This window comes from Mycobacterium sp. 4D054, assembly GCF_052245755.1.
GTDB lineage: Bacteria > Actinomycetota > Actinomycetes > Mycobacteriales > Mycobacteriaceae > Mycobacterium.
Map to the genome: position 1 here is coordinate 89,248 of NZ_JBQQCF010000005.1, position 25,446 is coordinate 114,693.

Annotated in this window: 27 protein-coding genes and 2 pseudogenes; 8 read left to right on the plus strand and 21 right to left on the minus strand. The window is 68.3% G+C overall.

Going from position 1 to position 25,446, the window contains the following annotated elements; translation table 11 throughout:
- Positions 1-68: 68 nt before the first annotated feature.
- The 3 genes from ACTWP6_RS06165 to ACTWP6_RS06175 all read right to left on the minus strand — a co-directional run bounded on the left by ACTWP6_RS06165 (position 69) and on the right by ACTWP6_RS06175 (position 3,494).
- Positions 69-1,430: an FAD-binding oxidoreductase gene (locus ACTWP6_RS06165; RefSeq protein WP_260754702.1), complete on the minus strand. Its 1,362-nt coding sequence runs from the start codon at positions 1,428-1,430 to the stop codon at positions 69-71.
- 42 nt (positions 1,431-1,472) lie between these two features.
- Positions 1,473-2,729, minus strand: coding sequence for an MFS transporter (locus ACTWP6_RS06170; RefSeq protein WP_443187140.1), 1,257 nt, complete (start codon positions 2,727-2,729; stop codon positions 1,473-1,475).
- A gap of 75 nt (positions 2,730-2,804) precedes the next feature.
- A complete protein-coding gene (locus tag ACTWP6_RS06175) occupies positions 2,805-3,494 on the minus strand; it encodes a sensor domain-containing protein (RefSeq protein WP_443187141.1) in 690 nt (229 codons plus the stop codon).
- 131 nt (positions 3,495-3,625) lie between these two features.
- On the opposite strand from ACTWP6_RS06175, the gene ACTWP6_RS06180 reads away from it, so the two are divergent.
- Together ACTWP6_RS06180 and ACTWP6_RS06185 are read left to right on the plus strand one after the other, a co-directional pair.
- A complete protein-coding gene (locus ACTWP6_RS06180) occupies positions 3,626-4,474 on the plus strand; it encodes a uracil-DNA glycosylase (protein WP_443187142.1) in 849 nt (282 codons plus the stop codon).
- Positions 4,475-4,585: 111 nt separating this feature from the next.
- Complete coding sequence (locus ACTWP6_RS06185; protein WP_443187143.1) at positions 4,586-5,635, plus strand: LLM class flavin-dependent oxidoreductase; 1,050 nt, start codon at positions 4,586-4,588, stop codon at positions 5,633-5,635.
- Here ACTWP6_RS06185 and ACTWP6_RS06190 read toward each other — a convergent pair.
- The 3 genes from ACTWP6_RS06190 to ACTWP6_RS06200 are packed head-to-tail and all read right to left on the minus strand — an operon-like array spanning position 5,632 to position 7,111.
- A complete protein-coding gene (locus tag ACTWP6_RS06190) occupies positions 5,632-6,090 on the minus strand; it encodes a nitroreductase family deazaflavin-dependent oxidoreductase (RefSeq protein ID WP_260754697.1) in 459 nt (152 codons plus the stop codon). The two genes, ACTWP6_RS06185 and ACTWP6_RS06190, sit on opposite strands and share 4 nt — an antisense overlap.
- Before the next feature lie 3 nt (positions 6,091-6,093).
- A complete protein-coding gene (locus ACTWP6_RS06195) occupies positions 6,094-6,531 on the minus strand; it encodes an HIT family protein (protein WP_443187144.1) in 438 nt (145 codons plus the stop codon).
- Positions 6,532-6,547: 16 nt separating this feature from the next.
- A complete protein-coding gene (locus ACTWP6_RS06200) occupies positions 6,548-7,111 on the minus strand; it encodes a DNA-deoxyinosine glycosylase (protein WP_443187145.1) in 564 nt (187 codons plus the stop codon).
- 30 nt (positions 7,112-7,141) lie between these two features.
- Between ACTWP6_RS06200 and ACTWP6_RS06205 the strand changes: the two genes are divergently transcribed.
- Together ACTWP6_RS06205 and ACTWP6_RS06210 are read left to right on the plus strand one after the other, a co-directional pair.
- A complete protein-coding gene (locus ACTWP6_RS06205; protein ID WP_443187180.1) occupies positions 7,142-8,269 on the plus strand; it encodes an adenylate/guanylate cyclase domain-containing protein in 1,128 nt (375 codons plus the stop codon).
- Positions 8,270-8,346: 77 nt separating this feature from the next.
- Positions 8,347-9,201: pseudogene (locus tag ACTWP6_RS06210) on the plus strand (DUF222 domain-containing protein); the annotation flags it as partial.
- Positions 9,202-9,235: 34 nt separating this feature from the next.
- Here the strand turns inward: ACTWP6_RS06210 and ACTWP6_RS06215 are convergent.
- The 11 genes from ACTWP6_RS06215 to ACTWP6_RS06265 all read right to left on the minus strand — a co-directional run bounded on the left by ACTWP6_RS06215 (position 9,236) and on the right by ACTWP6_RS06265 (position 19,948).
- On the minus strand, positions 9,236-9,538 hold the full coding sequence (locus ACTWP6_RS06215; RefSeq protein WP_443187146.1) for a hypothetical protein: 303 nt from the start codon (positions 9,536-9,538) through the stop codon (positions 9,236-9,238).
- A complete protein-coding gene (locus ACTWP6_RS06220) occupies positions 9,535-9,849 on the minus strand; it encodes a hypothetical protein (protein ID WP_443187147.1) in 315 nt (104 codons plus the stop codon). Before ACTWP6_RS06220 ends, ACTWP6_RS06215 begins: the two co-directional genes overlap by 4 nt.
- Positions 9,850-9,937: 88 nt before the next feature.
- Positions 9,938-10,801, minus strand: coding sequence for a phage major capsid protein (locus tag ACTWP6_RS06225; protein WP_443187148.1), 864 nt, complete (start codon positions 10,799-10,801; stop codon positions 9,938-9,940).
- 200 nt (positions 10,802-11,001) lie between these two features.
- On the minus strand, positions 11,002-11,451 hold the full coding sequence (locus ACTWP6_RS06230) for a hypothetical protein (RefSeq protein ID WP_443187149.1): 450 nt from the start codon (positions 11,449-11,451) through the stop codon (positions 11,002-11,004).
- Entirely contained in the window at positions 11,448-12,104 is a 657-nt protein-coding gene (locus ACTWP6_RS06235; protein ID WP_443187150.1) for a hypothetical protein, read from the minus strand. The genes ACTWP6_RS06230 and ACTWP6_RS06235 overlap by 4 nt, the downstream gene beginning before the upstream one ends.
- Positions 12,101-13,471 (minus strand): phage portal protein, encoded by a 1,371-nt coding sequence (locus tag ACTWP6_RS06240; RefSeq protein ID WP_443187151.1) that lies wholly within the window; start codon positions 13,469-13,471, stop codon positions 12,101-12,103. The genes ACTWP6_RS06235 and ACTWP6_RS06240 overlap by 4 nt, the downstream gene beginning before the upstream one ends.
- A complete protein-coding gene (locus tag ACTWP6_RS06245; RefSeq protein ID WP_443187152.1) occupies positions 13,468-14,922 on the minus strand; it encodes a terminase large subunit domain-containing protein in 1,455 nt (484 codons plus the stop codon). The genes ACTWP6_RS06240 and ACTWP6_RS06245 overlap by 4 nt, the downstream gene beginning before the upstream one ends.
- Positions 14,923-15,406: 484 nt before the next feature.
- The gene (locus tag ACTWP6_RS06250) at positions 15,407-15,658 is read right to left on the minus strand and encodes a hypothetical protein (RefSeq protein ID WP_443187153.1); all 252 of its coding nucleotides are present in this window, start codon (positions 15,656-15,658) and stop codon (positions 15,407-15,409) included.
- A gap of 527 nt (positions 15,659-16,185) precedes the next feature.
- Positions 16,186-17,664, minus strand: a complete 1,479-nt coding sequence (locus ACTWP6_RS06255) for an AAA family ATPase (protein WP_443187154.1) — start codon at positions 17,662-17,664, stop codon at positions 16,186-16,188.
- Positions 17,665-17,987: 323 nt separating this feature from the next.
- Entirely contained in the window at positions 17,988-18,293 is a 306-nt protein-coding gene (locus ACTWP6_RS06260; protein ID WP_443187155.1) for a helix-turn-helix domain-containing protein, read from the minus strand.
- A 260-nt stretch (positions 18,294-18,553) separates the two neighbouring features.
- Positions 18,554-19,948 (minus strand): recombinase family protein, encoded by a 1,395-nt coding sequence (locus tag ACTWP6_RS06265; protein ID WP_443187156.1) that lies wholly within the window; start codon positions 19,946-19,948, stop codon positions 18,554-18,556.
- A 29-nt stretch (positions 19,949-19,977) separates the two neighbouring features.
- Here ACTWP6_RS06265 and ACTWP6_RS06270 point away from each other — a divergent pair.
- Positions 19,978-20,496: pseudogene (locus ACTWP6_RS06270) on the plus strand (DUF222 domain-containing protein); the annotation flags it as partial.
- Here the strand turns inward: ACTWP6_RS06270 and ACTWP6_RS06275 are convergent.
- The 3 genes from ACTWP6_RS06275 to ACTWP6_RS06285 are packed head-to-tail and all read right to left on the minus strand — an operon-like array spanning position 20,497 to position 23,074.
- Positions 20,497-22,719, minus strand: a complete 2,223-nt coding sequence (locus tag ACTWP6_RS06275) for a heavy metal translocating P-type ATPase (RefSeq protein WP_443187157.1) — start codon at positions 22,717-22,719, stop codon at positions 20,497-20,499.
- Positions 22,716-22,862, minus strand: a complete 147-nt coding sequence (locus ACTWP6_RS06280; protein ID WP_260754692.1) for a hypothetical protein — start codon at positions 22,860-22,862, stop codon at positions 22,716-22,718. Before ACTWP6_RS06280 ends, ACTWP6_RS06275 begins: the two co-directional genes overlap by 4 nt.
- A 5-nt stretch (positions 22,863-22,867) precedes the next feature.
- Positions 22,868-23,074, minus strand: coding sequence for a heavy-metal-associated domain-containing protein (locus tag ACTWP6_RS06285; protein WP_260754691.1), 207 nt, complete (start codon positions 23,072-23,074; stop codon positions 22,868-22,870).
- A 77-nt stretch (positions 23,075-23,151) separates the two neighbouring features.
- Here ACTWP6_RS06285 and ACTWP6_RS06290 point away from each other — a divergent pair, with 77 nt between their 5' ends.
- Both ACTWP6_RS06290 and dtd read left to right on the plus strand, forming a co-directional pair.
- Entirely contained in the window at positions 23,152-23,790 is a 639-nt protein-coding gene (locus tag ACTWP6_RS06290; protein ID WP_443187158.1) for a DUF305 domain-containing protein, read from the plus strand.
- A 9-nt stretch (positions 23,791-23,799) separates the two neighbouring features.
- Complete coding sequence (gene dtd, locus ACTWP6_RS06295) at positions 23,800-24,231, plus strand: D-aminoacyl-tRNA deacylase (RefSeq protein WP_443187159.1); 432 nt, start codon at positions 23,800-23,802, stop codon at positions 24,229-24,231.
- A 1-nt stretch (position 24,232) separates the two neighbouring features.
- On the opposite strand, the gene ACTWP6_RS06300 is transcribed toward dtd, so the two are convergent.
- Entirely contained in the window at positions 24,233-25,138 is a 906-nt protein-coding gene (locus tag ACTWP6_RS06300; RefSeq protein ID WP_260754688.1) for an AIM24 family protein, read from the minus strand.
- A gap of 76 nt (positions 25,139-25,214) precedes the next feature.
- Between ACTWP6_RS06300 and ACTWP6_RS06305 the strand changes: the two genes are divergently transcribed.
- A complete protein-coding gene (locus tag ACTWP6_RS06305) occupies positions 25,215-25,415 on the plus strand; it encodes a hypothetical protein (RefSeq protein WP_443187160.1) in 201 nt (66 codons plus the stop codon).
- Positions 25,416-25,446: the final 31 nt, after the last annotated feature.

Here is a 25,446-nt window from a genome sequence, read left to right on the forward strand (position 1 = left end):
TCAACTATCGCCGGCGTATCCGATCGCGTCGGTGTGGCGCGGCGCGGCGACGGAAATGCGTCGACGTCTCAGATCGCCGCGCCGGGGTTGAGGATGCCGTCGGGATCCAACGCCTGCTTGATGCGGCGGTTGAGCTCCATCACCTCGGGGCCGAGCTGACCGGCCAGCCACGGCCGCTTCAACCTGCCCACGCCATGCTCGCCGGTGATCGTGCCGCCCAGGCTGACCGCCAGATCCATGATCTCGCCGAACGCCTGCTGGGCCCGCTGCTCCATGGCCGCGTCGCTGGGGTCGAACACGATCAGCGGGTGGGTGTTGCCGTCGCCGGCGTGCGCGATCACCGAGATCATCAGGTCGTGCACGCCCGCGATCTTCTCGATGCCGCCGACCAACTCGGCCAGTGCCGGCAGTGGGACGCCGACATCCTCCAGCAGCAGCGTGCCCTTGGCCTCGACCGCCGGGATCGCGAACCGCCGGGCGACGACGAACGCCTCACCCTCGTCCGGGTCCGACGTCGAAAACACTTCCTTGGCACCGTGTTTGGTGAAGACCTCGGCCATGAACTCGGCGTCCTGCGCGCCGGAGGGTCCGCGGTCGTCGCTGGCGGCGACCATCATCGCCGCCGCGTCACGGTCCAGCCCCATCTTGAGCTTGTCCTCGACGGCGTTGATCGCCGCCGAGTCCATGAACTCCAGCATCGACGGCCGGATCCTGCCCGTGATGGTGACCACAGCGTCGGCGGCGTCCTCGACCGAGTCGAACGTCGCCACCACCGTGCAGGCGCCGCTCTGGGCGGGCAGCAGTTTGAGGGTCACCTCGGTGACAACGCCGAGCGTGCCTTCACTGCCGACGAACAACTTCGTCAGTGATAGTCCGGCAACGTCTTTGAGGCGGGGCCCGCCGAGCCGCAGGGCCGTGCCGTCGGCCAGCACCACCTGCAGGCCGAGCACGTAGTCGGTGGTCACCCCGTACTTCACACAACACAGCCCACCGGCGTTGGTGGCGATGTTGCCGCCGATGCTGCAGATCTCGAACGACGACGGGTCCGGCGGGTACCACAGCCCGTACTCGGCGACGGCCTTCTTCACCTCGGCGTTGAGCAGCCCGGGCTGGGCGACCGCAGTCCGGGTGACGGGATCGACGGTGATGTCACGCATCCTCTCGGTGGACAACACAATGCCGCCGTCGAGAGCCGTTGCGCCGCCGGACAATCCGGTGCCCATACCGCGCGGGACCACCGCGATCCGGTGGGCGGTGGCCCACCGCAGCACGGCCTGGACCTCCTCGGTGCGCCGGGGCCGCACCACCGCCAGCGGGGTACCCGCGCCCGGGTCGGCGGCGCGGTCCTGGCGGTAGGACTGCAGAATGTCGGGATCGGTCACGACCGTGCCCTCGGGCAGTTCGGCGATCAGGCTTGCCAGCGGTTGCACAGCCGCCAGTGTAGGTCTGCCCCGGACGCGGCCACGGCAAAGTCAGGCAATGCCCGAATCCGGTCTGGGCTCCAGATCCAGCTCGCGCAACGCCGGCAGGAACACCGCCACGACGCCGAGCGCCAGCATCGGCAACGACAGCGCGAGGAACGTGGTGTGCAGACCGGCCGCGTCGGCCAGCGGACCCGCCAGGATCAGCCCCAGCGGTCCGGCCGCGTAGGCCAGCGATCCCATCACCCCGACCACGCGGCCGCGCAGGTGTTGCGGGGCGCGGGTCTGCATCACGTAGTTGTAGATCGGTGCGATCGGGCCGTAGACGAACCCGACGACCGCGCACAGCACCAGGATCACCGGCAGCGGCGGCAGGAACGCGATCACGGTCATGGCCGCTCCCAGCGTCAGCACCGCGGCCAGCATCACGGTGCGCCGCCGCAGGTAGCGCGACATCACCGCATAGCCGAGGGCCCCGACGAGCCCACCGACGCTCAGCGCCATCAGCACCCACCCCAGTTGTGCGGGTTCATTGCGGTCTGTGAAGTACTTCGGGAACAGCACGCTCTCCATCGGCATGTACAGGCCGGTCGCCGCGAGGTCCACGAAGGCCAGCGTGCGCAAGACCTTGTTCTCCCACACGAAGCGCAGACCCTCGACGATGCCGGCCCACACCCCACCGGACATCGCCGACGGGTCGGGCCGCCCGGCGCCTTCCAGCTTCAGCGCGGCGATCGCGAGGATCGACAGCACGAATGCCCCCGCGGTCACCCACATCGTGTCGATGCCGCCGAGGGTGGCGATCAGCAGTCCGCCGATGCCGGGCCCGACGATGTAGGCCAGGTTGAACACCGCCTCGAAGACGCTGTTGGCGTGGTCGAGCGTCCACCCGGCGCGCCGCGCCGCCTCGGGGAGCATCGTCTCGCGGGCCGTCATCCCGGCGGGGTCGAAGAGCGCACCGAGCGCGGCGAGCGCCGCCAGCACCCCGACGTTGACGGCGTCGGCGCCGAACAGCAGCGCCAGCACCGGCACGGCGGCCACCGACACCGCCGACAGCGCGTCGGAGATCATCGACACCCGCCGGCGGCCGAGGTAGTCGACCGCCGCCCCGGCCAGCAGGGTAGCGGCCAGCAGCGGCAGCGTCCCCGCCATCGCGACGATCGACGCGTCGAGCGCAGAACCGGTGCGCTGCAACACCAGCCACGGGAACGCCACGATCGAGATGCCGTTGCCCGCGCCGGCCATCAGCGCCGCGAACAGGATCAGCAGCAGCGGGCCGCGCCTACTGGGCGCTCGGGTGGGCGTCATGGGTTATCGCCGGGAATCTAACAGCGCCGCGCCCCGCCGGCCACGGAATTTACTGCAGAAGGCTCGGTTTCGCGGCTACCACGTCGCCTCGACGTTGGTGGCGATCTGTTCGGCGATCCGCACCGCGGAGTCACCCGGATCGGCGCTGCACGTGTTGACGTCGACGATCACGTTGTTGCGGTGCACCAGCGCCCGCCCGCACCCCCAGCCCGGCGCCGCGGCGTCCTGCTGCATCGCCACGGTGCTCAACGTGCGCTCGCGCACGGTGATCTGACCGACCTTCCACTGCGTGCCGCTCTGGGTGTGGGTGTACTCATGGCAGGCCGGCCACTGCCGGACCGAGGCGTCGAAAAACTCGGCGGCCTTCTCCAGGTACGGGAAGAGCACCACCGACTGCTTGACGTAGTTCTTCCACGTGCTCTCGGCGCTGCCGTCGTTGAGGCTCTGATCGCGCTCGGCCTGGAACCCGCTGGCGGCGTAGACCCCCCACTCGGCCGCGCCGTCTACGGCGAGGCATTCCGGCGGCGACATGATCGCGCTGTGGTCGGCCATCGTCGCGCGTGACTCCGTCACCGTCATCGCCGGCACGCCCATCGCGGCGGCGGCGTCCTGCGGGCTGAGCAGCAGACCGCCCAGCTCGCGTTCGACCAGCGGCCGCGGAATCATTGTGCGGGTCGGGGTGGCCGACTCCGCGCTGCTAATCGTGTTCGCGCATCCGGTGACCACGATGCAGATGCCCAGGATCGCCGCTTTCGCCCGTCGCATAGTGTCCCCCAATCGAAACGCTGCGCGACCAATGGTGCGGGAGTGGCGATCGCCCGCGTGTGAGGGAAGCGGTGTTTCGTGATAACGATGAACGGTGCTTTCTGGTAACGAATGACGCGGCCGGGTAACGAATGATGCGTCCCTCGCAGCAACGGCTGCCGCACCCGCGCACCGGCGAACTGTTCACCTCGCCGGTGCGGCCGGGCAGCGGCTGGCCGGGTGACCCCGCGACGCGACGGACCGCGGTGGCGGCCACGCCGGCCGATGTGGCGGCGATCGCGGAGGCGGCCACAAGCCTCAAGCAGGTCGACGCCGGGATCTCGGTGTGCCGGGCCTGCCCGCGGCTGGTGCGTTGGCGGGAGGAGGTCGCCGTCGAGAAGCGCAGATCGTATGCCGACGAGCCGTACTGGGGACGGCCGGCGACGGGACTGGGGCCGGCGCGGCCCCGCATCTTCGTCGTCGGTCTCGCCCCGGCCGCGCACGGGGCCAACCGGACCGGGCGGGTGTTCACCGGGGATCGCTCTGGCGACTTCCTGTTCGCCTCGCTGTACCGCAGTGGTCTGGCCAACCAGCCGACGGCCACCGACAGCGGGGACGGGCTGGAGCTCATCGACGTCCGCGTGGCGGCCGCCGTACGGTGCGCGCCGCCGGGCAACGCGCCGGCTCCGGCCGAGCGCAGCACGTGCGCGCCGTGGCTGGACGCCGAGTGGCGGCTGGCCGGCGCCGGCGTGGGGGTGATCGTCGCGCTGGGCGGGTTCGCATGGCAGGCGGCGCTGGCGATGCTGCGCCGGGCGGGCGCGTCGGCCGGAACACCCGCGCCGAAGTTCGGGCACGGCGCCACGGCCGCGGTCCGGACGCCCCACGGGGACGTCACGCTGCTGGGCTGCTATCACCCCAGCCAGCAGAACACCTTCACCGGCCGGCTGACCCCAGAGATGATGGACGACATCTTCGCCACCGCCCGTGAGATATCGGCGTGACCGTCCTCGCTCAGCGACCCTCGCTCAGCGACAGAGTCCACGTCGAAATTCCGCCGGAAACCAGGGACGGAAACAGGGAACGGACCGGTACCGCGGGGCGTTGAATTGGGAATGCGGCTCTCAGTTCTCGACCTCGTACCCGTGCGCTCGGACCAGAGCACCTCCGACGCGATCGCCGCGTCGACGCTGCTGGCCCAGACCGCCGACCGGCTGGGATACACCCGCTACTGGGTCGCCGAACACCACAACATGCCATCGGTCGCGGCCACCAGCCCTCCGGTGCTGATCGCCCACCTGGCCGCGCACACGTCGACGGTGCGACTGGGTTCCGGCGGCGTGATGCTGCCCAACCACGCGCCGCTGGCGGTCGCCGAACAGTTCGCCCTGTTGGAAGCGGCCCACCCCGGACGCATCGACCTCGGCATCGGACGGGCCCCGGGCTCGGATCCGGTGACGTCGCTGGCGCTGCGCGGGGCGGCCGGCCGCGACGAACGCGACATCGAGGCGTTCCCCGAGTACCTCGACGACGTGGCCGCGCTGATGAGCAGCGAGGGAGTACGGGTGTCGCTGCCGCGCGACCTGATGCGCGACAACTACATCCTCAAGGCCACTCCTGCCGCGGTCACCGAACCGCGGCTGTGGCTACTGGGTTCGTCGATGTACTCCGCGCGTCTGGCCGCCGCCAAGGGTCTGCCGTACGTGTTCGCACACCACTTCGCCGACCATGGCACCGAGGAGGCGATGCAGTACTACCGCGACAACTTCCGGCCCAGCGAGCTGACTCCGGAGCCGGTCACGTTCCTGACGGTCAACGCCGTCGTCGCCGAAACCCGGGACGAGGCCATGCGCTTGATGCTGCCCAACCTGCAGATGATGGCGCGGCTTCGGACAGGGCAGCCGCTGGTGCCGATCGACCTCGTCGAGGACGCCGAAGCCCGGGACGTCGATCCGCGGGCCCGCGCCGTCATGGACGCCGGGCTGCGTCAGGCCGTGGTGGGCTCGCCCGCCGAGGCGGCCGGCCAGGTGCACGAGCTGGCTGAGAAGTTCGGCGTCGACGAGGTGATGGTGCATCCGGTGGCGTCGGCGTACCGCGGGGTCGACCCGGCGACCGCGCCGGCGCGCGAGACCACGCTGGAACTGCTGGCCAGGGAGATCTTTTAGCTCTTCGGTGTGAGCCGGACCAGCGGGATGCTGCGCGAGGTCCGTTTCTGATAGCCCTCGTAGCGGTTCGAGTTCCCGTCGTTGACCATCTTCCACAGCCGCGGATAGTCCGGATCGCCGGCGAGCACCGGGGTGGCGGTCACGGCCAAACGCCTTGGTCCGATGTTGATCTCGATATCCGGGTCAGCCTTCAGGTTGTGATACCAGCCGGGGGACTTCGGGTCACCGCCTTTGGAGGCGACGACGTAGTAGCTTGCGCCGTCGGGGAAGTACGACAGCGTGTTGGTGCGCGGCTTACCGGTCTTGGCGCCCACGGTGTGCAGCAGCAGCGACGGCGCAACGCCGGGCAGCGGGATGCGATGGCCTATGCGCCCGCCGGTGCTCTTGTACAGCTTGTCGTGCAGCATCAGCAGCCGAGTGCCGATGTTCTGTTCCACCCACTGCGCAATGCCCATGGGTCATTCTTTCTCGGCGGCATCGAGTTGCGCCAGTGCTTCGCGCAGCAGCCGTCCGGTCTCCTCGCGGTCGGGGTCGCGGCGTATCAGCATGCCCTTGGCGAACTTCACCTTGTCGCCGTCGCGCCGCGGCACCACGTGCAGGTGGACATGGAACACCGTCTGGAACGCGGCCTTGCCGTCGTTGACGGCGATGTTGTTGCCGTCTGCGTGCAGTCCCGACGCGCGGGCCGCCTTCGCGATGCGCTGACCCAACGTCGCCATTGCGGCCAGCGTCTGAGGCGGGGTGTCGGTCAGATCGGCGGTGTGCGCCTTCGGGAACACCAGTGTGTGTCCGCGGGTGAACGGCCGGATGTCGAGGATGGCGAGAAAGTCGTCGTCCTCGTGGATGCGGATGGCGGGGGCCTCACCGGCGACGATGGCGCAGAAGACGCAGGACATCCCGTGAGGTTAACGCCTACCCGTGCCGTGTGGCTCGATCGTTGAGGCGGCGGTCGCGCTCGTCGGCGGACATGTCCTCGATGCGGACCACGTCGGTGATCTGGCGCCAGGCGTCCAGTTTGCGGTCGAAGGACATGGTCTGCGCCGGGCTGGTCGACGGCAGCCGGCGGTAGCGCAGGGTGTCCCGCGCGCCGACGAGCCGGCCGTAGTTCTTCTCGGCGGCGGCGCCGTTGAAGTACACGTGGGTGATTTCGGGGTGCGCGGCGTAGAACCCGTCGAAGTCGTTGGGCGCCATGCTGTCCGGCTCGACGGCCGAGTCGAGGCTGCCGATCCTGCGGCAGTGCTTGAGCACATCCCACACCGCGACCCCGGCACCCGTCAGCGTGGCAACGCGGTGCTCGTACGGGCTTGCGGGGTCGAATCCGAACAGCTCGCCCATGATGGGCCAGAACGCATTGCGCGTGTAGGCGTAGTAGCGCTGCGCCTGCAGTGACGCGACACCGGGCATGTTGCCCAGAACCAGGATGCGGGCACCGGCCGCGGCGAGCGGCGGGAAGCTCTGCAGCGTCGGGGAGGTCATGTGCCCGACTATGCCGTATACCTTGGGCGGGTGGCCGAACACCTCGATCTGGAGACATCCGGGCTGCTCGATGGGCTCGAAGGCGCCGCGCGGGCCGAGCGTGCGGAGTTGATCCGCTGGCTGGCCGAACGCGGGGTCGGCCTCGACCAGATCCGCGGTAACCCGGCGCCCATGCTGCTGGCGTCGCGGCGCGTCATCGGTGACGACGGCCGGTACGTGTCGGCGCGGCAGGCCGCGTCGCAGGCCGGCGTCGACCTGGTGTTGTTCGAGCGGATTCAGCGCGCCATGGGACTGCCGCGAGTGGACGATCCCGACGCCGAGGTGTTTCTGCGTGCCGATGCCGAGGCGGCGAAGTTCACCCGTGATTTCCTCGACGTCGGGATCGATCCCGATGAGCTGGTGCAGATCACCAGGCTCCTCGGCGACGGGTTGTCCCGGGCGGCCGAGGCGATGCGCCATGCCGCGTTGGCCGCCGTGATACGCCCGGGCGCCACCGAATTGGAGATCGCACAGGCGTCCGAGAGCCTCGTGGCGAACGTGGCGCCACTGCTCGGTCCGATGATCCAGGAGGTCCTTCTGCTGCAGCTGCGCCACGCGATCGAGACCGAGGCCGTCAACGCGACCGAACGTGCTGAGGGACAACATCTGCCGGGTGCGCGGCTGGTGACGATCGGGTTCGCCGACCTGGTCGGGTTCACCAGGCTGGGCGAGGCGGTTCAGCCTGAGGAGCTGGAGCACCTGTCGCAGCGCCTGGCGGACATGACGCGCGAATTCGCGCTTGCCCCGGTGCGATTCGTGAAGACGATCGGTGACGAGGTGATGCTGGTCAGCCCGGAGCCGGCGCCGCTGCTGGAGACGATGCTGCGCCTGGTCGAGGAGACCGAGGACGAGGACGACTTCCCGCGGTTGCGTGCCGGTGTCGCGACCGGCATGGCGGTCAGCCGCGCCGGGGACTGGTTCGGCAGCCCGGTCAACCTCGCCGCCCGGGTCACCGGTGCGGCGCGGCCGGGGTCGGTACTGGTGGCCGAATCGGCCCGGGAAGCGATCGGCGACGACGAGCGGTTCACCTGGTCGTTCGCCGGGGCCAAGCACTTGAAGGGGATCAAATCGGATGTGAAAGCCTTCCGGGTACGTCGGCAGAGCTCTGAGAAACGCTGAAAACTCTTCTGCCACTTTGGTTTCTCTGGTCACGTGGCGGCATGGATCTGTCGGTGGTTCGAACTAGTGTTCGAGGTATGGAGTTGGTGTCGGAGGCGGTGGGGGCGATCGTCGAGCAGATCGGTGTGCTGTCCAAGGCCGCCGATGAGCTCTCGCACCGCGAGTTGGTCGGGCTGCTGGCCGAGCTGACCACGGTGTTGCGCAGCGTGCCGGCGCTCGAGCACAAGGTGTTGGCCCGGTTGATCGAGGAGACCGAGCCGCATCGGCTCGGGGAAGGATCGTGGAAGGGCGTTCTGACCACCTCGCTGCGGGTCAGTGGCGCCGAAGCGGGGCGGCGGTTGCGGCGGGCCAAAATGCTGGGGCCGCGGCGGGCGATGACGGGCCAGCCTCTTGCGCCGGTGTGGGAAGCCACCGCCGCCGCCCAGGCTCAGGGCTTGCTGGATGAGGAGCACATCACGGTGATCGCGAGGTTTCACCAGAAGCTGCCCGCCTGGGTGGATGTGGACACCCGCGCCGCCGCCGATGCCCAGCTGGCCGCCCTGGGCTCGGGTCTGGGCCCTGACGAGCTCGATGCGGCCGCGGGGCGGTTATTGATGATGATCGATCAGGACGGCCCCGAACCCGCCGACGACGAGGTGGCCCGGAAACGGTGGGTCAAGGTCGGCAAGCAGCAGCGTGACGGGTTTCGCAAGATCAGCGGCTACCTCGACGCCGAACTGGGCGCCTACCTGGAGGCCACCCTGGCCAAAGAGGCCGCCCCCGGGGCCAACATGCCCGACCAACAGCCGGGCGAGGATGGGGCACCGGAGACCGCGTGTGGCGATACCCGCACCGAAGGGCAGCGCAATCACGACGGCCTCAAAGCCCTGCTGCGCCGCACCCTGGAATCCGGGACGCTCGGCAGCCACAACGGCCTCCCGGTGACCGTCGTCAACGTACGGGTTTTACGTTGTAAATATCACCTGGTCAGATCGACCGGACGATTGCCTCGTAATGGCGGACCCGGCCGCGCCCGTCATAGATCGGGGTGAACGGGGTCTCGAATCGCATCTGTCGGTCGCCAATGGACACCGCGAGACACTTCTCCTTCGCCACCGCGGCAAACGATCGAGGTAGCAACACTCGGTAGACCGACATGAAGATCAGACGACCGCCGAAGTCTTCGGCCTTCCCGTTGATCGTCTCGGTCACCACGACGCCGTGAAACGTCTCGGTGTGCGCCTGGCCGTCACGGGTGTAGTTGACGGTGATCTTGTCGCGCCCGATCACTGCGCCCGCACCCGGTAGCGGTTGAGCACGATCTGTTCGGCGAGGTTCCAGCCCTGCCATCCACCGCGCAGCGACACGCTTCCGTAGTCGGTAGCGATCTGCTCGGGATTGGCGACGAGACGCGCTGTGGCGGTGACGATCACCGCGGCGATGTCCTCGGCCGGGTCAGCGCCGACGAAACCACGGCCCCGCGTGTAGGAACGGGCCAACGCCGTGATGATGGCGGCGTGGTCCCCGGCCTGAGCCATCAGGGCGGTGTCGTCACTGGCTCCGAGGAATGCGGCCACGTCGGCACCTGTCACGGCGGCCATCGGCGGTATCCTTTCGGTTGAGAACCCCCGCCAAGCTGTTCATGTTGCCCAAGCAACCCTTGCGGGGGTTTTCTGCTGTCTCGGTCGATCAGGCTTCGGTCAGCAGGGTCACGGCCTCGTCGTGCAGCAGCGCGGTGTCCCAGCGGCTCACCACACGGATACCGATGGAGTCGTAGTCGCCCCAGGTCTGGTCAAGAACCTTGACCTCGGCGTTCACGTCGCGGGCCACGACGACCTTGGACATGTCCACCAGCGCCACGCGGGCCTTACCCGGAGCGGTGCCGGTGTTGGCGATGTTGTCGGTGATGATCACCGGCAGCCCGAACAGCCGCAGCGCGGTGCCGTCCTGAATCGTCGTCGGGTCGATGAGGTACTGGGCCGAGTCGGCGGTGGTCTTGAGCTTGCGCACCGCGGCGAAACTGGCCGAGGTCATCACCCAATGGGTCGGGCTGACCTTGTTGGCCATCGCGGTAGCCCACCCGTCGATCAGGCTGTCGGCGTCGGTGAGGTCCAGGACGCCGGTGGCGATGCCGGACTGACGCAGGATGCCCTTGACGGTGTTCGACGTGCCCGCACCGTCCCACAGCGCCGCGTCGAGCGCGTTGGCCACGTCGGTGACCAGACGGGTCCGCAGCACGCTTTCCAGCCCGACGACCGAGGTGCGGATCAGCTCGTTGGAGAGCTTTACCAGCACCTTGAGGCCCTTGAGCGTGGACGGCAGCAGGGTGACCTCATCGAAAGCCACGTCGCCGTCGCTGATCTGGGCACCTTCGGCGACGAACCCGGCGCTCACGCCGTTGACGATGCGCGGCACCCGCACGGGGCTGGAACTGTCGAGCACGACCGGCCCCGCGGCCAGGAACGTCGATGCCTGTTCGAGCGGCTGGACCAGCAGGCTGGCGACCTGGGACTGAATCAGGGTGGAGTTGCCCGAAGTTACTTCGATGGCCATGAGTGAAAGTCCTTACACAGCAGTGGATTTCCGATCCGCTGCTTTGCGCGGAGCACCGACGGCCTCGAAGCGTCGGGACGGGATTGTCCCTGTCGATGCCCCGCGCAAAACAGCGGGGAATTGTGGACACCCTTGCCGCCAGGACAACTGTGGGGCCGGTCCGCCAGGAACCGACCCCACCAGCGTACCCCGCGGGGGTATCAGGTCATCGACTTGAGCGTGCCCAGCAGCGAGAACGGCTCCGAGGCACCACCGCGGTTGCCCTGACCGATGTCCCCGGACGGCCTGCGGCTGGCCAGGTGCGGTTTGTCGGTCAGCAGCGCGTCGATGGCTGCGGTCAGAGTCTCGGCGTCGTCCAGGTGCTCGGCGTCGAACGGCAGGTCGGTCGGGTCGGCCAGGCGGCCGGTGGCCCGGACCAGCTCGGTATGCAGCCGTGCGGCGTAGGCGTCGGCCTGCGCAGCGCGCTGCCGGTAGCGCCCGTTCTCCTGGCGCAGCCGCTCCACGACCGAGCGCGGGAACGTCTCGGCGTCGCCGTCGCCGGTGTCGGCGTCGTCGGTGCCCTCGGTGGCGGTGTCGTCGGTGTCCTCGACGGCCCCGGCGTCGGGGGTCTCGTCGGTGACCTCGACGTCGGTCTCGGTGGTGGCGGTCATGCTGACTTCCCTTCTGTAGTAACAACTTCCATCTGGCAGTTGCAATTGAAATGGCGCTTGAAGTGATGGCCCTTCGGGAACACCCGGCCGTCCTCGGCCCACCGCGTGCACCGCTCGCAGGGGTCGGCGTCGAGCACCCGCCGCCACCCGGTGACCTGAGGCAGCTTGTTGACGATCTCGACGACGATCTCGGCACCGGTTTCGAGCGGTTCGGAGCGGGCCAGCCGTTCCAGCCGCATCGCCGCCTTCTCGATGGGGTCCGGCTCGTCGGCGGGGTCCTCGTCGGTGTCGTCGCGGTCCTCGTCGGTGTCCGGTTCCTCGGCGGGCTCGTCGTCGGGCTCGTCGGCGGCGTCGTCCAGGTCATCGAGAATGGTCTCCACCGCCTTGATCAGCCGCTCGGTGTCGTCGGTGGGCGCGATGCCGGTCGGTGGCTGCGGGACACCCGTGGCCGCTTCGATCTGTGCCGCGACGAACAGATCGGCCAGGGTGGTCGCCGCCGCGTTGGCCGTGGCAATCACCGTCGCGATGGCCTCGGCTACCGCGTTAGACCCGGCGCTGCTCACCCGATAGGCCGCGTAGACGGTAAGAACGCCCTTGGCCGTCTCGGTGGCCAGATCGTCGGTGAGTTCCTGGTAATGCTCGACGCTGGTCACGCCGCACCGCCACCCTGGAGTAGCGACAGACCGGCCCCGTCGAGCGCCTCGGCGCGGCGGGCCACCCGGATCGCGGCGATCTCGTCGTCGGAGTAGCCCAACTTCGCCAGTGCATACGACGCGGGCAGCAACCCGGCCTGGTGGAGCTTCACCACGGCGTCGGCCTCTTGAGCCACGCTGCGGGTCGCGGCGTCGGCCCACTGGACCCGTGCCTCAACCTGCGTCGGATCGCGGCCGTCGCGGACGGCCACGATGAGCTTGGCCACCTGTTCCCAGGCGCGGCCGAAGGTGGCCTGTCGAGCCTCGGCCCGGGCGGTGAGGCTGGCCTCCGCGGCCCGCAGCGCGTCGGCGCTGGCCGGGTTGTCGGTGAACACCCCGACGTAGTGCGCCGGGAGCGTGGACACCGCCATGATCTGCCCGAGGATCACCCGGACGCTGGCCTCATAGCCGGACAGATCGGCGGCGTTGAGCTGACCAAACTTCGCGTTCTCCGACTCCGAGATCATCGCCCGATGGCCCTCCGGGATCGGGTTCACCTCGGTCATGATCGGCTGATTGTCCTCATCGAGCACGGGATCGCCGTCCTCATCGAGCAACGGTTCCTCGGTCAGCTCGATGCCGGTGGCCCACCGCCGCGGGCGGCCCACATATTCCGAGGTGACCATCATGTCGGCCAGGCTCTTGTTGAGCGCATCGACCAGCGGCTTGAGGTCGTCAATCTCGGAGCTACCCCAGTCACCGACGATTCTGTCGGTGTTCGACAACCGGACCACCGGCACCACGCCCAGCGGGTTGGGGATCACCTCGACGGTGTGAAACCCGTTGGCCACCGCGCCCTGTTGATCGGCCCGCAGGCGGCGAATCTCGTCAGGCGCGTAGACGACGGCCTCGGTGGTCTTGCGCGCCGTGTCCTCCCACCGTTTGACCGCGGCGACGATCTCGCGGCTACCGGGATCGGTCAGCACGGCGACCTGCTTGGCCGACTCGACGGTCACCCGCGGACGGCCAGCCCGGTCAGCCCACACGATGACGTAGGAGTCGCCCAGCAGCAGCGCCTCACGGTGCGCGACACCGCTGGTCTGATCGAGGTCGTTGCGCAGCCAGTCCGGCCACACGGCGGCAGCCTCCCCGGTGAACCCGGTCACCCGCAGCCGTTCGGCCAGCGCCGTCACGGCCAGCCGCGGCAGATTGCTCGACATGAGCCCGAACCTGTTGCCCAGCGCGATTTTCGCCTCCGGCGACAGGAACGCCAACGGCTGCTTGCCGTCGTAATAGCGGTCCAGATCGGCGTAGCGCGCCAGGGGCTCGTTGAGCCGCTGCAACAGGTTGGTGAGCAGTTCGGTCTGTGTCTGAGTTGGGACGGTCATGATGCGAAACTCCGTACTCTCTTGCGGTTCTTCTGCTGGTGGAACGCCGCCCGGTCGAACGCCACGATCGCGGCGACCGCGGCGTCGATCTTCCGAGGACTTCCGCGCTTGTCCTTGCTGACGAGATCGCCCAGCGGGGTCGATTTCGCCACGCAGTGCGCGACGTGGGCGGCCATCCGGGAATCGCCGTCATGGGTCACGGCTTTGGTGGCCACCGCCTGATACAGCCGGTCAGTTGCCGGGGCCATCCGCTGGGCGTTGGCGGTGTTCCATTCCAGGACGCGACGCTCACCGTGGCGCTGTGCCCAAGTCTCGATCTCCGAGCGCCAGCCCCAGGGGTCGGCGGCCAGCTCGATCACGTCGAACTTCTGAAACGCCATCTGCACGGCCATATCGACCTCGGCCCGCGGCACCCGCCAGCGCGGGTCGCCGGGGTTCTCCCAGATGCCCTCCAACCACAGGTACCCGTCGAGCGTGCAGCCGACGAGCGCCGTGCTGTCGCCGCTGGCGCTGCCGTCGAATGCCAGGACGACACGCTCGCGCGGACCCACAACCCGCGGACCCTCGCAGGCATCCCACATCCCCCAGGGCAACCACGACTCGACGCCGGTGACCCACTGGCCCAACCGAAGCTGCCGGAACACCGGCTCGCGCAGGGTTCGGCGCGCTGCCTCGATGCCGTCCTCGGCCAGGAACGGTTCCTCGCACGCCAGCGCCGGGTTGGCCGTCAGCCAGGCTTTGCGGTCGGTGGTCGGGCACCCGTCCGGGGCCGCGAACTCCCGGAAGTAGAACGAGGGGTCATCACCGGCGCGGCCATGCTCGACAAGCCGCCACATCACGCTGTCCGGCGAGCTGGCCGGGGTGCTGATCGCCAGCGTCAGCGACTCGGGCCGCTTGCCCGACACCGAGGTCACCGCCTCCCACACGGCCTCAGTCACGACGTGCAACTCGTCCACGATCAACAGCGACGGGTCGTGCCCGTGCAGCGCGCCGGGCTCGGCAGGCAGCGGCAGCAACATCGAATCGTTGTGCGGCACCACGATCTTGTCGGCGAACACCTGCGCCCGGTCGGCCAGCTCCGGGGTCAGCTCGATCATCCGCTTGGCCATCCGCAGCGTGATCGCGGCCTGGCGATGATCGCTGGCGACCACCAACACCTCGGCGCTCGGCGGGCCGACGAATAACTCAGCGACCGCCAGCATCGCCGCCAGGCCCGTCTTGCCGTTGGCACGGGCCACCGACACCAGGCCGGTACGGATACCCGCAGCGAACGCATCACGGACGATCTCGGTCTGAAACGTCCGCAGCCGCACCGGCTCACCGGCCCCGACACCCTTGGGCACCCGCAGGTATTCGGCGATGAACGCCAACCGTCGGCCAGCTCGATCATCCGGCAACCCGGACAGATCGAGCGGGGCAACCTTCACGGTGCCCTTCGGCCCGGCCCTCATCGCGGCACCCCGTTAGCTGTGGCCAGTTTGCTGTTTGCTGGCCGTCTGCGGATCGGCCCGAAATCGGTGTGTTTCTCAGACTTTGCCTCACCGCGCGGGTCTGATAGGCCCCGGGGAGGGGTCATCCCCCGGGTCACGCGCGAGGGGCGTGTTTGCTGGCCGCGTGCCGGTGTTTGCTGGGGCCGAGCGGCACCACGGGCGCGGTTGCACGGCGGGCAGACGACCTCGGCATCGACGCCCAGCCTGATGCGCTTCCCGGCGGCCCTGCGCTCCCACGCGCTGGGCAGGTGGTCGAGCTGCAAGTCCTCGGTGGCCCCGCAATCGGTGCACCAGGGCTGCAACCGCCTCGCGCGACGGCTCAGGCGGCTCCAGGACGCATCGTAACCCCGCTGGGCAGCCGACACCTTCGGCGACGACTTTCGGGCGTGTGCGGGGCACCTGGGGCCGTCTGTGGGCTCGCCACAGATCAGGCAGGGGCTCAGGGTCACTGCTCACCGTCCCACCGCAGCGGTGCGCCGTGCTTCTGGACGAAGTCAGCGATGAGCGCCGCCGCGTACTTGTGCTTACCTTCGGCGCGCAGCTTGAGCAGCATCTCGCCGAGGAACTGCTCGTCGGCCTCCCGGTCGGGCTGGCCGTCGATGTTGAGCACGATGCCGAAGAACTCCCGGATCACCTCGTCGTCATCGAGCACGCCATCGTCGTGGTCGTCGCCGGGAAGGATCTCTTCATGAGCCACAGCTTTAGCCTTTCGTAGTGGGGTGAAGCGGTTCAGTGAAGTTGGTCGTCCAGCGGTGGCCGCAGCCGCAGCGGTACACCGCTTCCATGCGCATTGCGGCACCCTCGACGCGGCACCGGATTTCGTCGGGTTCGCGGATGCTGTACCACCGCCCGCACGTCACCGCGCACCTGCCGCAGAAGTCGCACAGCCACTCGCACATGTCCTCGGTCGTCGTTGTCGTTGTCACCGCTGCCCTCTCATTCCTGGTCCAGTGCGCCAGTGCGCCGATGGGTTTTCACTTCCCGACCGCACCACACGTAGTGCAGTGCGTCGCTTCGCTATACGCACTGGCGCACTAGTGCGCCAGTTGTTTTCGGCGCACTCCGGCGCACTGGCGCACTGAAACCAAAACACCTGGTCAGCAATGGTTTTGAGTGCGCCGCGAGTGCGCCGCGGAAGTGCGTGTTTGAGTGCGCCGCGGGGCAATTTCGGCGCAACGCTCTGACCTGCGGTTTTCCTTGAGTGCGCCGCAGCGTTTGGCGCACTCATTTCGTCCCTCCCGTGGGAAAGGCGAAGGGGTCGGCGGGCGGTGAATCGACCGCTGCGGGCCAGAGCATCTGAGCGTTGCGGGCTCCGGTCTTGACGAACACAGAACCGTCCGCGAGTGCGGCGGTGATGGCAGCGCGAGCGCAGTTCCGGGTCACGTTGTGTTCGTCGATCAGGCGTGCCTCGGCCTGTCGCTTCGAGAGCTTGCCCGGTGCCGCGGTGACCATCGCCAGCAGCTCCGGCACGGCGGCGCGATCCTTCGATTCGCGACGGCTGCCGCCCTCGTACGTCAGGTGCCGGGTGGCGGCGTCGTATTCGAGGCGGCCCTCGGCTACGGCAACGTCGCGGCCCAGCGCCGAGAAGAACCTGGGCCGACTGTTGTCGTCGTCGGTCTCGTCACCCCCGCGAACGATCTTCCACAGCGCGTCCGGCCAGTCGAGCAGCCGGGAATCACCGCGGGCGCGCTCGTTGTGGTGGCCCATGTGAGTGATGACCATGCCCTCACCGGCCCCGATTTCGGCCAGCAGCGCATCGAAGGCCACCAGCACCCGGCCCGCGTCCTTGTCCTCGGAGAGCCCCAGGGCGTCGATCAGCGGGCGGATGCAGTCGAAGATCACCACATCAGCACCGGCCAGACGCCGCGCCCACTCCGAGCGGGTGGCCGGGTTGAGAATGTCGAATGAGGACACCGCCCCGCGCAGCGGCACCACGGTCACGGCGTCGGTGTTGATGATGTTCTGGTCGCCCAGCCACTTCCGCAACGTGCGGGGATCAAGCTCGGTGTCGATCAAAACCACCTTCTCCACCGGCATCACGTCGAAGCGACCGAACAGCGGGACGCCATCGACGAGGCTCTTGATCGTGTTGCCCACGGCGGTGGACTTGCCCGTCTTGTACTGGCCCGCGAACAGGACACGTCCACCGGCGGGCCACAGCCCCTCGACGCGATACCCCACGTCCTCGTCGGGCTGGTCAAGCAGCCCGGTCAGGCTGATTGGCTCAGGCGGCACCACAGCCGCATCCTCGGCGTTGATGCCACGCGCCCGTTCCCGGACACGCAGGCGACGAGCTTCGTGCCGCGCCGCGGCTTCATCCACCAGCGCGGCAATCCCGGGGGTCGAAAGAGCTTCCAGCGCAGCTATTTCGGCATCCGTCGCGCCCGCCTCGGAGAGCTGCCAGCCATTAGTCATCAGCGCCGGAGGTTTCGATCCAGACGGCACGCGCAGGGCGTTGTAGTGTTCCTGGTTCTCGACGATGTAGCGCGCCCACCGCTCGGGTCGGCCGACCAGCGCGGCGGTGTCGAACTTCGTTTGTTCGAGCCGCGTCTTACGCGCCTTGGCCGCTGCCTCCACTTTCTTTTCAGCGTCGCGTTCGGCGGCATGCTTGGCCGTCAGCTCGGGGCTGTCGCCGGGCCACTTTCGGCCCTCGGACGGTGCGTCCGTTGCCCCCACGGCCGCCCCGTTGCGGGTAGACTGCATGTTGTTCCTCTCCTCGGGAACTCGTGTGGTGATCTCGCCCCGCTGGACCGTCCGATTGCGCATCGGGTCCAGCGGGGCGAAGGGTTTTCAGGGCATGTAGCGGGCGTCACGGTATGGGTCACAGCACGACGAGCAGTGCGCTGGCTGCGCCGGTTCTTGATCCACGGAGTAGTCCGCGTTACCGGCGACTACTGCTGCCTCGATCAAGTCGCCGTCAGGCGAAACCACCATCGGTTTGCCGTCGGCGTTCCACGCGATGATGGGTCGAATCACGGTGGTATCGGCGAACCAGAACCAGACGCGGTGGCCCAACGTCTCGGGGATCATCGGCTGGCCCGCAGCAGTTGTGAGACGCGCTCGATCTGGGTCTCGGTCAGCGGGGGAAACAGATTCACCAACTGCACGATGTGCTCGTCGATGTCGTCGGCGGTGAACTCGCCGCCGTCATCGTTGCGGGCGCGTAGCCAGGCGTCGACCTCGGTGGGATCGAACATGAGTCGACCTCGAAGGCGGTGCGCGGGCAGGCCCTCGCGCACCCAGGCACGAACAGTCTGGTCGGTGCGCTTGACGGCGCGAGCAAGGTCTTGGGTGGTCAGAAGGCCACCGCGGACGAGTGTGGTTGTGGACATGCGGAACCTCGGGAGATCGAAGGTTCCGCGGCCGTTTCCTGAGCCGGGCCCCTAGAAAACCCTCTGGCTGCGCACGCGGTGTGTTGCTCTAGCTTGGTGTACCGCCCCGCTAGATCTATCCGAGATCGGCGGTTTTGGTGCCTCCGGCTACTGAGATGCTAGGTCCATCACCGGGGGTCGCTGCCAACTATAGATGATCCAGTGGAGTTGGCAACCATCGGAACACGTTGGGGCGCAATAACCCTCCCAACTCGGGTAACTCAATCCTGGCGCGGCTTGACGAACTCGATGCAGTCGCGGCGGAAGTAGCGGCCCTTCGGCGACGGGTTCACCACGACGGTGAACAGCTCGTCGATGACCTTGCCCTTCATGTCAGGAGATGCTGCTTCCCAACGGCTTTCGATCAATTCCGCGCCATCGGCGGTCATCGCGGCCAGCGGCGAAGTGCGCGCCAGATCGGCAAGCGTGGTGTCGATGGCGGCGACCTTGGCGCGCAGCTCGGCGGTGCCGCGCTTGAGCTGGCTGGCGTCGATAGCCCCCTCGGCGAACAGTCCGGCCAGCTCGTCAAGACGACCTTGCAGCGCGGCGCGTCGGGTCCGCAGATCATCCACGTCGATGACGTTGCCGCCGTCGCTGAGCTTGGAGACCAGCGCCTCGCCCCGGCGCAGGTATTCCAGGGCCACCGCCTCGACGTAGGCGTCGAGTTCGGGCTGGGACCGGGACAGGTGGGTCGCGGCGGTGCACCGGTAGTTGCTGAACGTCTTGCCGTTGGCGTGGGTGCTCACGGTGCGGTGCATCTTGGCTCCGCAGCGTCCGCAGATGTACCTGTAGCTGCCGATGTACTTGCGCTCGTAGCTCACCGCGCCCCCGCGGGTCGGGTCGCGCAGCACCGACACGAGGCCGCGATGGGTGTCGGCGTCGATGATCGCCGCCCACTTGCCGGGGCCGGTCTCCCTGCCGTTGTAGACGCGGATTCCGGCATAGCGGGGGTTCACCAACAGCCGCTTGAGGCGGCTGGTGTTCCAGGCCGCGCCGCGCACCGAGGTCACGCCGTCGGCATTCCACTTGCGGGCAATCTGGCGCAGCGACATGCCCGCGAGCGCATCGGCAGCGGCCTGCCGGACCAGCGCGGCCTCCGTGACGTCAATCTCACCGCCGTCGGTATAGCCAAAGCACCGCCGCGACGACCACCACATCCCGTCCTCGGCGCGCTGGGCGTTGGCCCGGCGCTGGCGCTCGGCCTTGTGCTCACTCTCGGCGCGGGCCACCGATCCCAGGATGCGCGCCAGCATCTTGCCGGTAGCCGTGGACAGATCGAGGTCGCCGCCGTTGACCGTACGGATCACCACGCCACGCGCTTCGGCAATGTCGATCAGCCGCTCTAGGTCCTTGAGGCTGCGATAGAGGCGGTCGGTGTGCCAGCACAACAGGGTGTCGAACTGATGGTTCTTGATCCCGTCGAGCATGTCCTCGAAACCCGGGCGGCGAGTGCCGCTATAGGCCGAGATGTCGTTGTCCTCGTAGACGGTGACGACCTCGACGCCCAGCTTGGTGGCGAGCGCGGTGCAGTCCTCGCGCTGGCGCGTCACCCCGGCCTCTTGGCCGGTGGGATCGTTGGAGATACGCAGGTAGATCGCGGCGCGCTGAGTGCTCATACTTACAACGGTAAACCCATACGTCGATGGTGATCGTCTCGACCACCCTGCAGGAACTGGAAAAGGGGGCCGGGGTGGCGGTCACCGGCGGCGGATCGCTGCTGCCGATGCCCGATCTGATCCGGATGGCCGCCCGCGCCCATCACTATCTGTACGTCTTTGACGAACACACCGGTCAAAGCCTCTACCTCGGCCGGGCCCAACGGCTGGCCAACGCCGCCCAGCGGATCGTCCTGCACGCTCGTGATCGTGGCTGCACCCGGCCCGGCTGCACCGTGCCGGGGTACTGGTGTCAGGTCCATCACGCGGTCGCGGACTGGAAAAACGACGGCCAGACCAACATCGACGACCTCACCCTGGCCTGCGGACCGCACAACCGGATGATCGAAACCACCGGCTGGACCACAAGCAAGAACGCCAAGAACCAGACCGAATGGCACCCACCACCCGAGCTGGATACTGGCCAACACCGCACGCAGCTGATCAATGGCTACCACCACCCCGAACACCACCTACTCCCCGACAACGAGGACGACGACGATCCGTGATCAGCGGGACGGCGTGAACGCGCGCAGCCGAAGGCTGTTGCTGACCACGAACACAGAACTGAAAGCCATCGCGGCGCCTGCGATCATCGGGTTGAGCAGCCCGGCAGCGGCCAACGGCAGCGCCGCGATGTTGTAGGCGAACGCCCAGAACAGGTTGCCCTTGATCGTGCTCAACGTCCTGCGGGACAACCGGATCGCGTCCGGCACCGCCCTCAGGTCGTTGCTGACCAGCGTCAGGTCACTGGCTTCGATCGCGACGTCGGTGCCGCTGCCCATCGCCAACCCGAGGTCGGCTTGCGCCAGCGCCGCTGCGTCGTTGACGCCGTCGCCGACCATCGCGACCACCTTGCCGCTGTCCTGGAGGCGTCTGACGGTGTCGACCTTGTCCTGTGGCAGCACGCCGGCGACCACCTCGTCGATGCCGACCTCGGCGGCGACCGCGCGTGCGACCGCCTCGTTGTCACCTGTCACCATGATCGGCGTCAATCCCAGCTGCTTCAGCAGCGAAATCCCCTCGGCGGAACTGGGTTTGATCGCGTCGGCAACCATCAGCACGCCGCGGGCGCGACCGTCCCAGCTCACCACGACCGCTGTCTGGCCGTCAGCTTCGGCGCGTGCCACCACGGCGTGGACGTCGTCGGGGATGTCGGCCGAGTGCTCCACCAGCAGGCGGGACCGGCCCAGCAGGACCGTCCGGCCGTCCACCTCACCGGACACCCCGAGGCCCCGCAGGTTGGTGAACGCCGCGACCTCGGGCAACTCGCCGAGCTTTTCGCGTGCGCCGGTGGCGATGGCACGGGCGATCGGATGCTCCGACGGGTTCTCCACCGCGCCGGCGATCCGCAGCACCTCGTCGGGCTGCTCCCCGTCGGCGGCGAACACGTCAACCAGCGTCATGTTGCCCGTCGTCACCGTGCCGGTCTTGTCGACGATCACCGTGTCCACCCGGCGGGTGTCCTCGAGCACCTCGGGACCCTTGATCAGGATGCCGAGTTGGGCCCCGCGGCCCGTGCCGACCATCAGCGCCGTCGGCGTCGCGAGGCCCAGTGCGCACGGGCACGCGATGATCAACACCGCGACCGCTGCGGTGAACGCCGCGGCCGGTGAGAACCCGCTGCCGATCCAGAAGCCCAGGGTGGCCACCGACAACGCGATCACGATCGGGACGAACACCCCGGAGATCCGGTCGGCCAGCCGCTGCGCCTGCGCCTTGCCGTTCTGTGCGTCCTCGACAAGGCGTGCCATCTGCGCGAGCTGCGTGTCGGCGCCCACACGTTCGGCACGCACCACCAGACGGCCGTCGACGTTCACCGTCGCTCCGACCACCTGGTCGCCGGGGGCCACCTCCGCCGGCACCGATTCGCCGGTCAGCATGGACGCATCGACCGCCGAGGCGCCCTCCAGCACCACGCCGTCGGCGGCGATCTTCTCGCCCGGCCGCACCACGAACTCGTCGCCGATCGCCAACTGGTCGATCGGAATGCGTTGCTCTGCACCGGCTCTGCGGACGGTGACCTCGCGGACGCCGAGCTCCAGCAGCGCCCGCAGCGCGGCTCCGGCACGTCGTTTGGCCCGCGCCTCGAAGTAGCGGCCCGCCAGGATGAACGTCGTCACCCCGGCGGCGGCTTCGAGGTAGATGTTGGCGCTGCCGTCGGTGCGGGCAATGGTCAGCTCGAACGGGTGCGTCATCCCCGGTACACCCGCCGTGCCCCAGAACAGCGCATAGACCGACCAGCCGAACGCGGCGAGCGTGCCGATCGAGACCAGCGTGTCCATCGTGGCGGCCCCGTGGCGCAGATTCGTCCACGCCGCCTGATGGAACGGCCAGGCGCCCCACACCACCACCGGCGCGGCCAGCGTCAGCGACAGCCACTGCCAGGAGGTGAACTGCAGCGCCGGCACCATCGCCATCGCGATCACCGGGATCGAGAGGACAACGCAGATCAGCAAGCGGCGCTTCAGCGCATCCGCCGGATCGTCGGGATCTGCGGCGGCATCTGCCGATTCGGCCGGGGGCTGCGGCAGCGCAGCCCGGTATCCGGCGGATTCGACCGCCGTGACCAGCTGTTCGGGGGTGATCTGCTGGTCGTATTCGACGCGCGCCTTCTCGGTCGCGAAGTTCACCGTGGCGCTGACGCCGTCGAGCTTGTTCAGCTTCTTCTCGACCCGCGCCGCGCAGGACGCGCAGGTCATCCCGCCGATGGTCAGTTCGACCGTGTTCATCGATGCACGCCTCCGTGATGGTCGCTCGTCGCGGGGGCCACGCCGTCGGGCGCCGGTCCGAAGGTATGGCCCACCCACAGCGATGCCGCGAACACCACGGCGAGCATGGCGAGGAAGGTGGCGATCTTCACCGGGGTGGTCATCACGGTCAGCTCGCCAGCGAGTAGCCGGCCTCTTCGACCGCCGCGCGGATGACCGAGGGGTCGACCGGGTCGTCACTGTCGATCGTGACCGTACCGTTGGTGACGTCGACGTCGACCCCGACAACGCCGGGGATGTGGACGAGCTCGGCGCGCACGGAGTTGGCGCACCCCCCGCAGCTCATTCCCTCGACGGTGATGGTGGTGGTGCTCATCGGGCTCCTCCCGCATTGTCGGAACTTTATGTACCATACCCCCCTAGGGTATCGAAGTCACACGAAGGGAGCGCAAGTTGCTAGCGAAACGCAGTCTGCAGGTCGGGGCGGGCGCAATGGGGGCCACCGTCGCTCTGCTGTTGTCCGGCTGCAGCGATGTGGGAACGCAGACCGCCGAAGATGACCACGCGACCCACGCACACGAGACGACCTCCCAGGCGGCCGCAGGTGAGCACGGCCACAACGAGGCCGATACGGCGTTCGCGCGCGACATGATCCCGCATCACGAACAGGCCATCGTGATGAGCGACATCATCCTGGCCAAACAGGGCATCGACCCCCGGGTGACGGAACTGGCCGCGCAGATCAAGGCCGCTCAGGGTCCGGAGATCGACACGATGCGTCAGTGGCTGAACCAGTGGGGCGCCCCTGCGGCCTCTGGCCACGAGGGCCACGACATGGGCGGCGACATGGATCACGCCGCGATGGGGATGATGACCGACGCGCAGCTGGAGCAGTTGCGTCAGGCGCAGGGCGTCGACGCCGCCCGTCAGTTCCTGACCGGGATGATCGCCCACCACGAAGGCGCGGTCAGGATGGCCCAGACCCAGGTGGACACCGGGCAGTCCGCGGACGCCACGCACCTGGCGCACGAGATCATCGACACCCAGCAGCGGGAGATCGCCACCATGAAGGAGATCCTGGGCTCCCTGTAGGTTCACCGGATGCGCATCCTCGTCCAGCGGGTGACCTCGGCTCGGGTGACGGTGGCCGGCGAGACTGTCGGCGAGATCCATCCACAACATCAGGGTCTGCTCGCGCTCGTCGGCGTCACGCACGACGACGACCCCGCCAAGGCCCGCCGGATGGCCGAAAAGCTGTGGTGGCTGAGGATTCTCGACGACGAGATGTCGGCCGCCGATGTCGGGGCGCCGATCTTAGTGGTCAGCCAGTTCACCCTTTACGGCAATACGGCCAAGGGGCGACGGCCGACGTGGAACGCCGCGGCGCCGGGTTCGGTCGCAGAGCCGTTGGTCGATGCGTTCGCCGCGGCGCTGGCCGACCTCGGCGCCGAGGTGACCTGTGGCGTCTTCGGCGCCGACATGCAGGTCGAGCTCGTCAACGACGGGCCGGTCACCGTGATGCTCGAACTGTGACCTACTGCGGGGTGGTGACCGGAATCCCTTCGGAGGGTTGGACGATCACGAACCCGTTGCCGTAGAACGACACCTGCATCGCCTCACCCGAGCCCCGGCCGATCAGCGCCCCGGCCTTGAAGCTGGTCTTGAGCTGCGTCTGCAGGTTCGCCGACCACGCGACCACGGCGTTGGTGTCGGCGAACGTCGGGGCCTCGGCGGCGTTGAGCACCACGGGCGGGCCGTCGGTGGTCAACGCCACCCATCCGGTGCCGCGCAGCATGGTGTTGAACAGTCCGCCTGCGACCATGCTGCCGCCCTTGACCCGCTCGATGTTCCAATCCAGGCTCGTAGAGAAGGCCAGCACGTTCTTGCCGCTGATCGACAGGCCGGAGTTCGTCAGGTTGAGCAGGTGCACGTCGTAGGCGCGGTCGGCCAGAAACACGTCCCCCTGCCCCTGGCACCGCATCAGCGGAAGGCCCTCGCCGGTCAGCGCCTTCTTCAGGAACTTCGAGGCGCCACCGCCCTCGAACGCGAAATCCACGTTGCCCTGGTAGGCGACCATCGAGCCCTGCCGGGCCATGAAGGGCTCGCCGAGTCGCACCCGGAGCAGTTTGGTGTTCTGGTTCGCGATCGGTTTGGCTTCCTTCTCGCTGAAGCGCCCGTCGACGAGATCGCCGCTGATCCCGGCGAATCCGTCCGCTCCGCCAGGAACCGCCTGCGCCTGATGCTGTCCGGGATGTTGCTGCGGCGCCTGTGGACCGGGTTGTTGCTGGGGCGCCCCCGGTCCGGGGGCGCCGCCCAGCGGCGCGCGCTGCAGTTGTCCGTGATGAGAGACCTGGTCCGTCCACTGCCGTCCGTCATGCCACCGGTAGTCGAACCGGCCCTCGGGATCGGGCTGCCAACTGCCTTGTCCGGGTCCTGTCATCGCCGCCTCCTCGGGTGGGTCGTCTTGGTTTCACCCTATGACCGTCGCGGCGGTGCTCAGCTGGCATTCTGGCGATATGGCCAAGGAAATCGACCGCCGGCGCGCCCAGGGCGCCTTGGCTGTCATCAAGGAGCATCCGGCGATGGTGTTGTTCGCGCTGTCACCGGCGCTGGCGGCGCTCGGGCTGGTGTGGTGGTTGCTGGGGGCGGGATGGGCGAGTGCGCTGTTCGTCGTTCTGGCTGTCGGCGGGGGTGTCCTCGTGCTCGGTAAGCGCTGACCTGCTGATTCAGCTCTCGGCGAACCCGGAA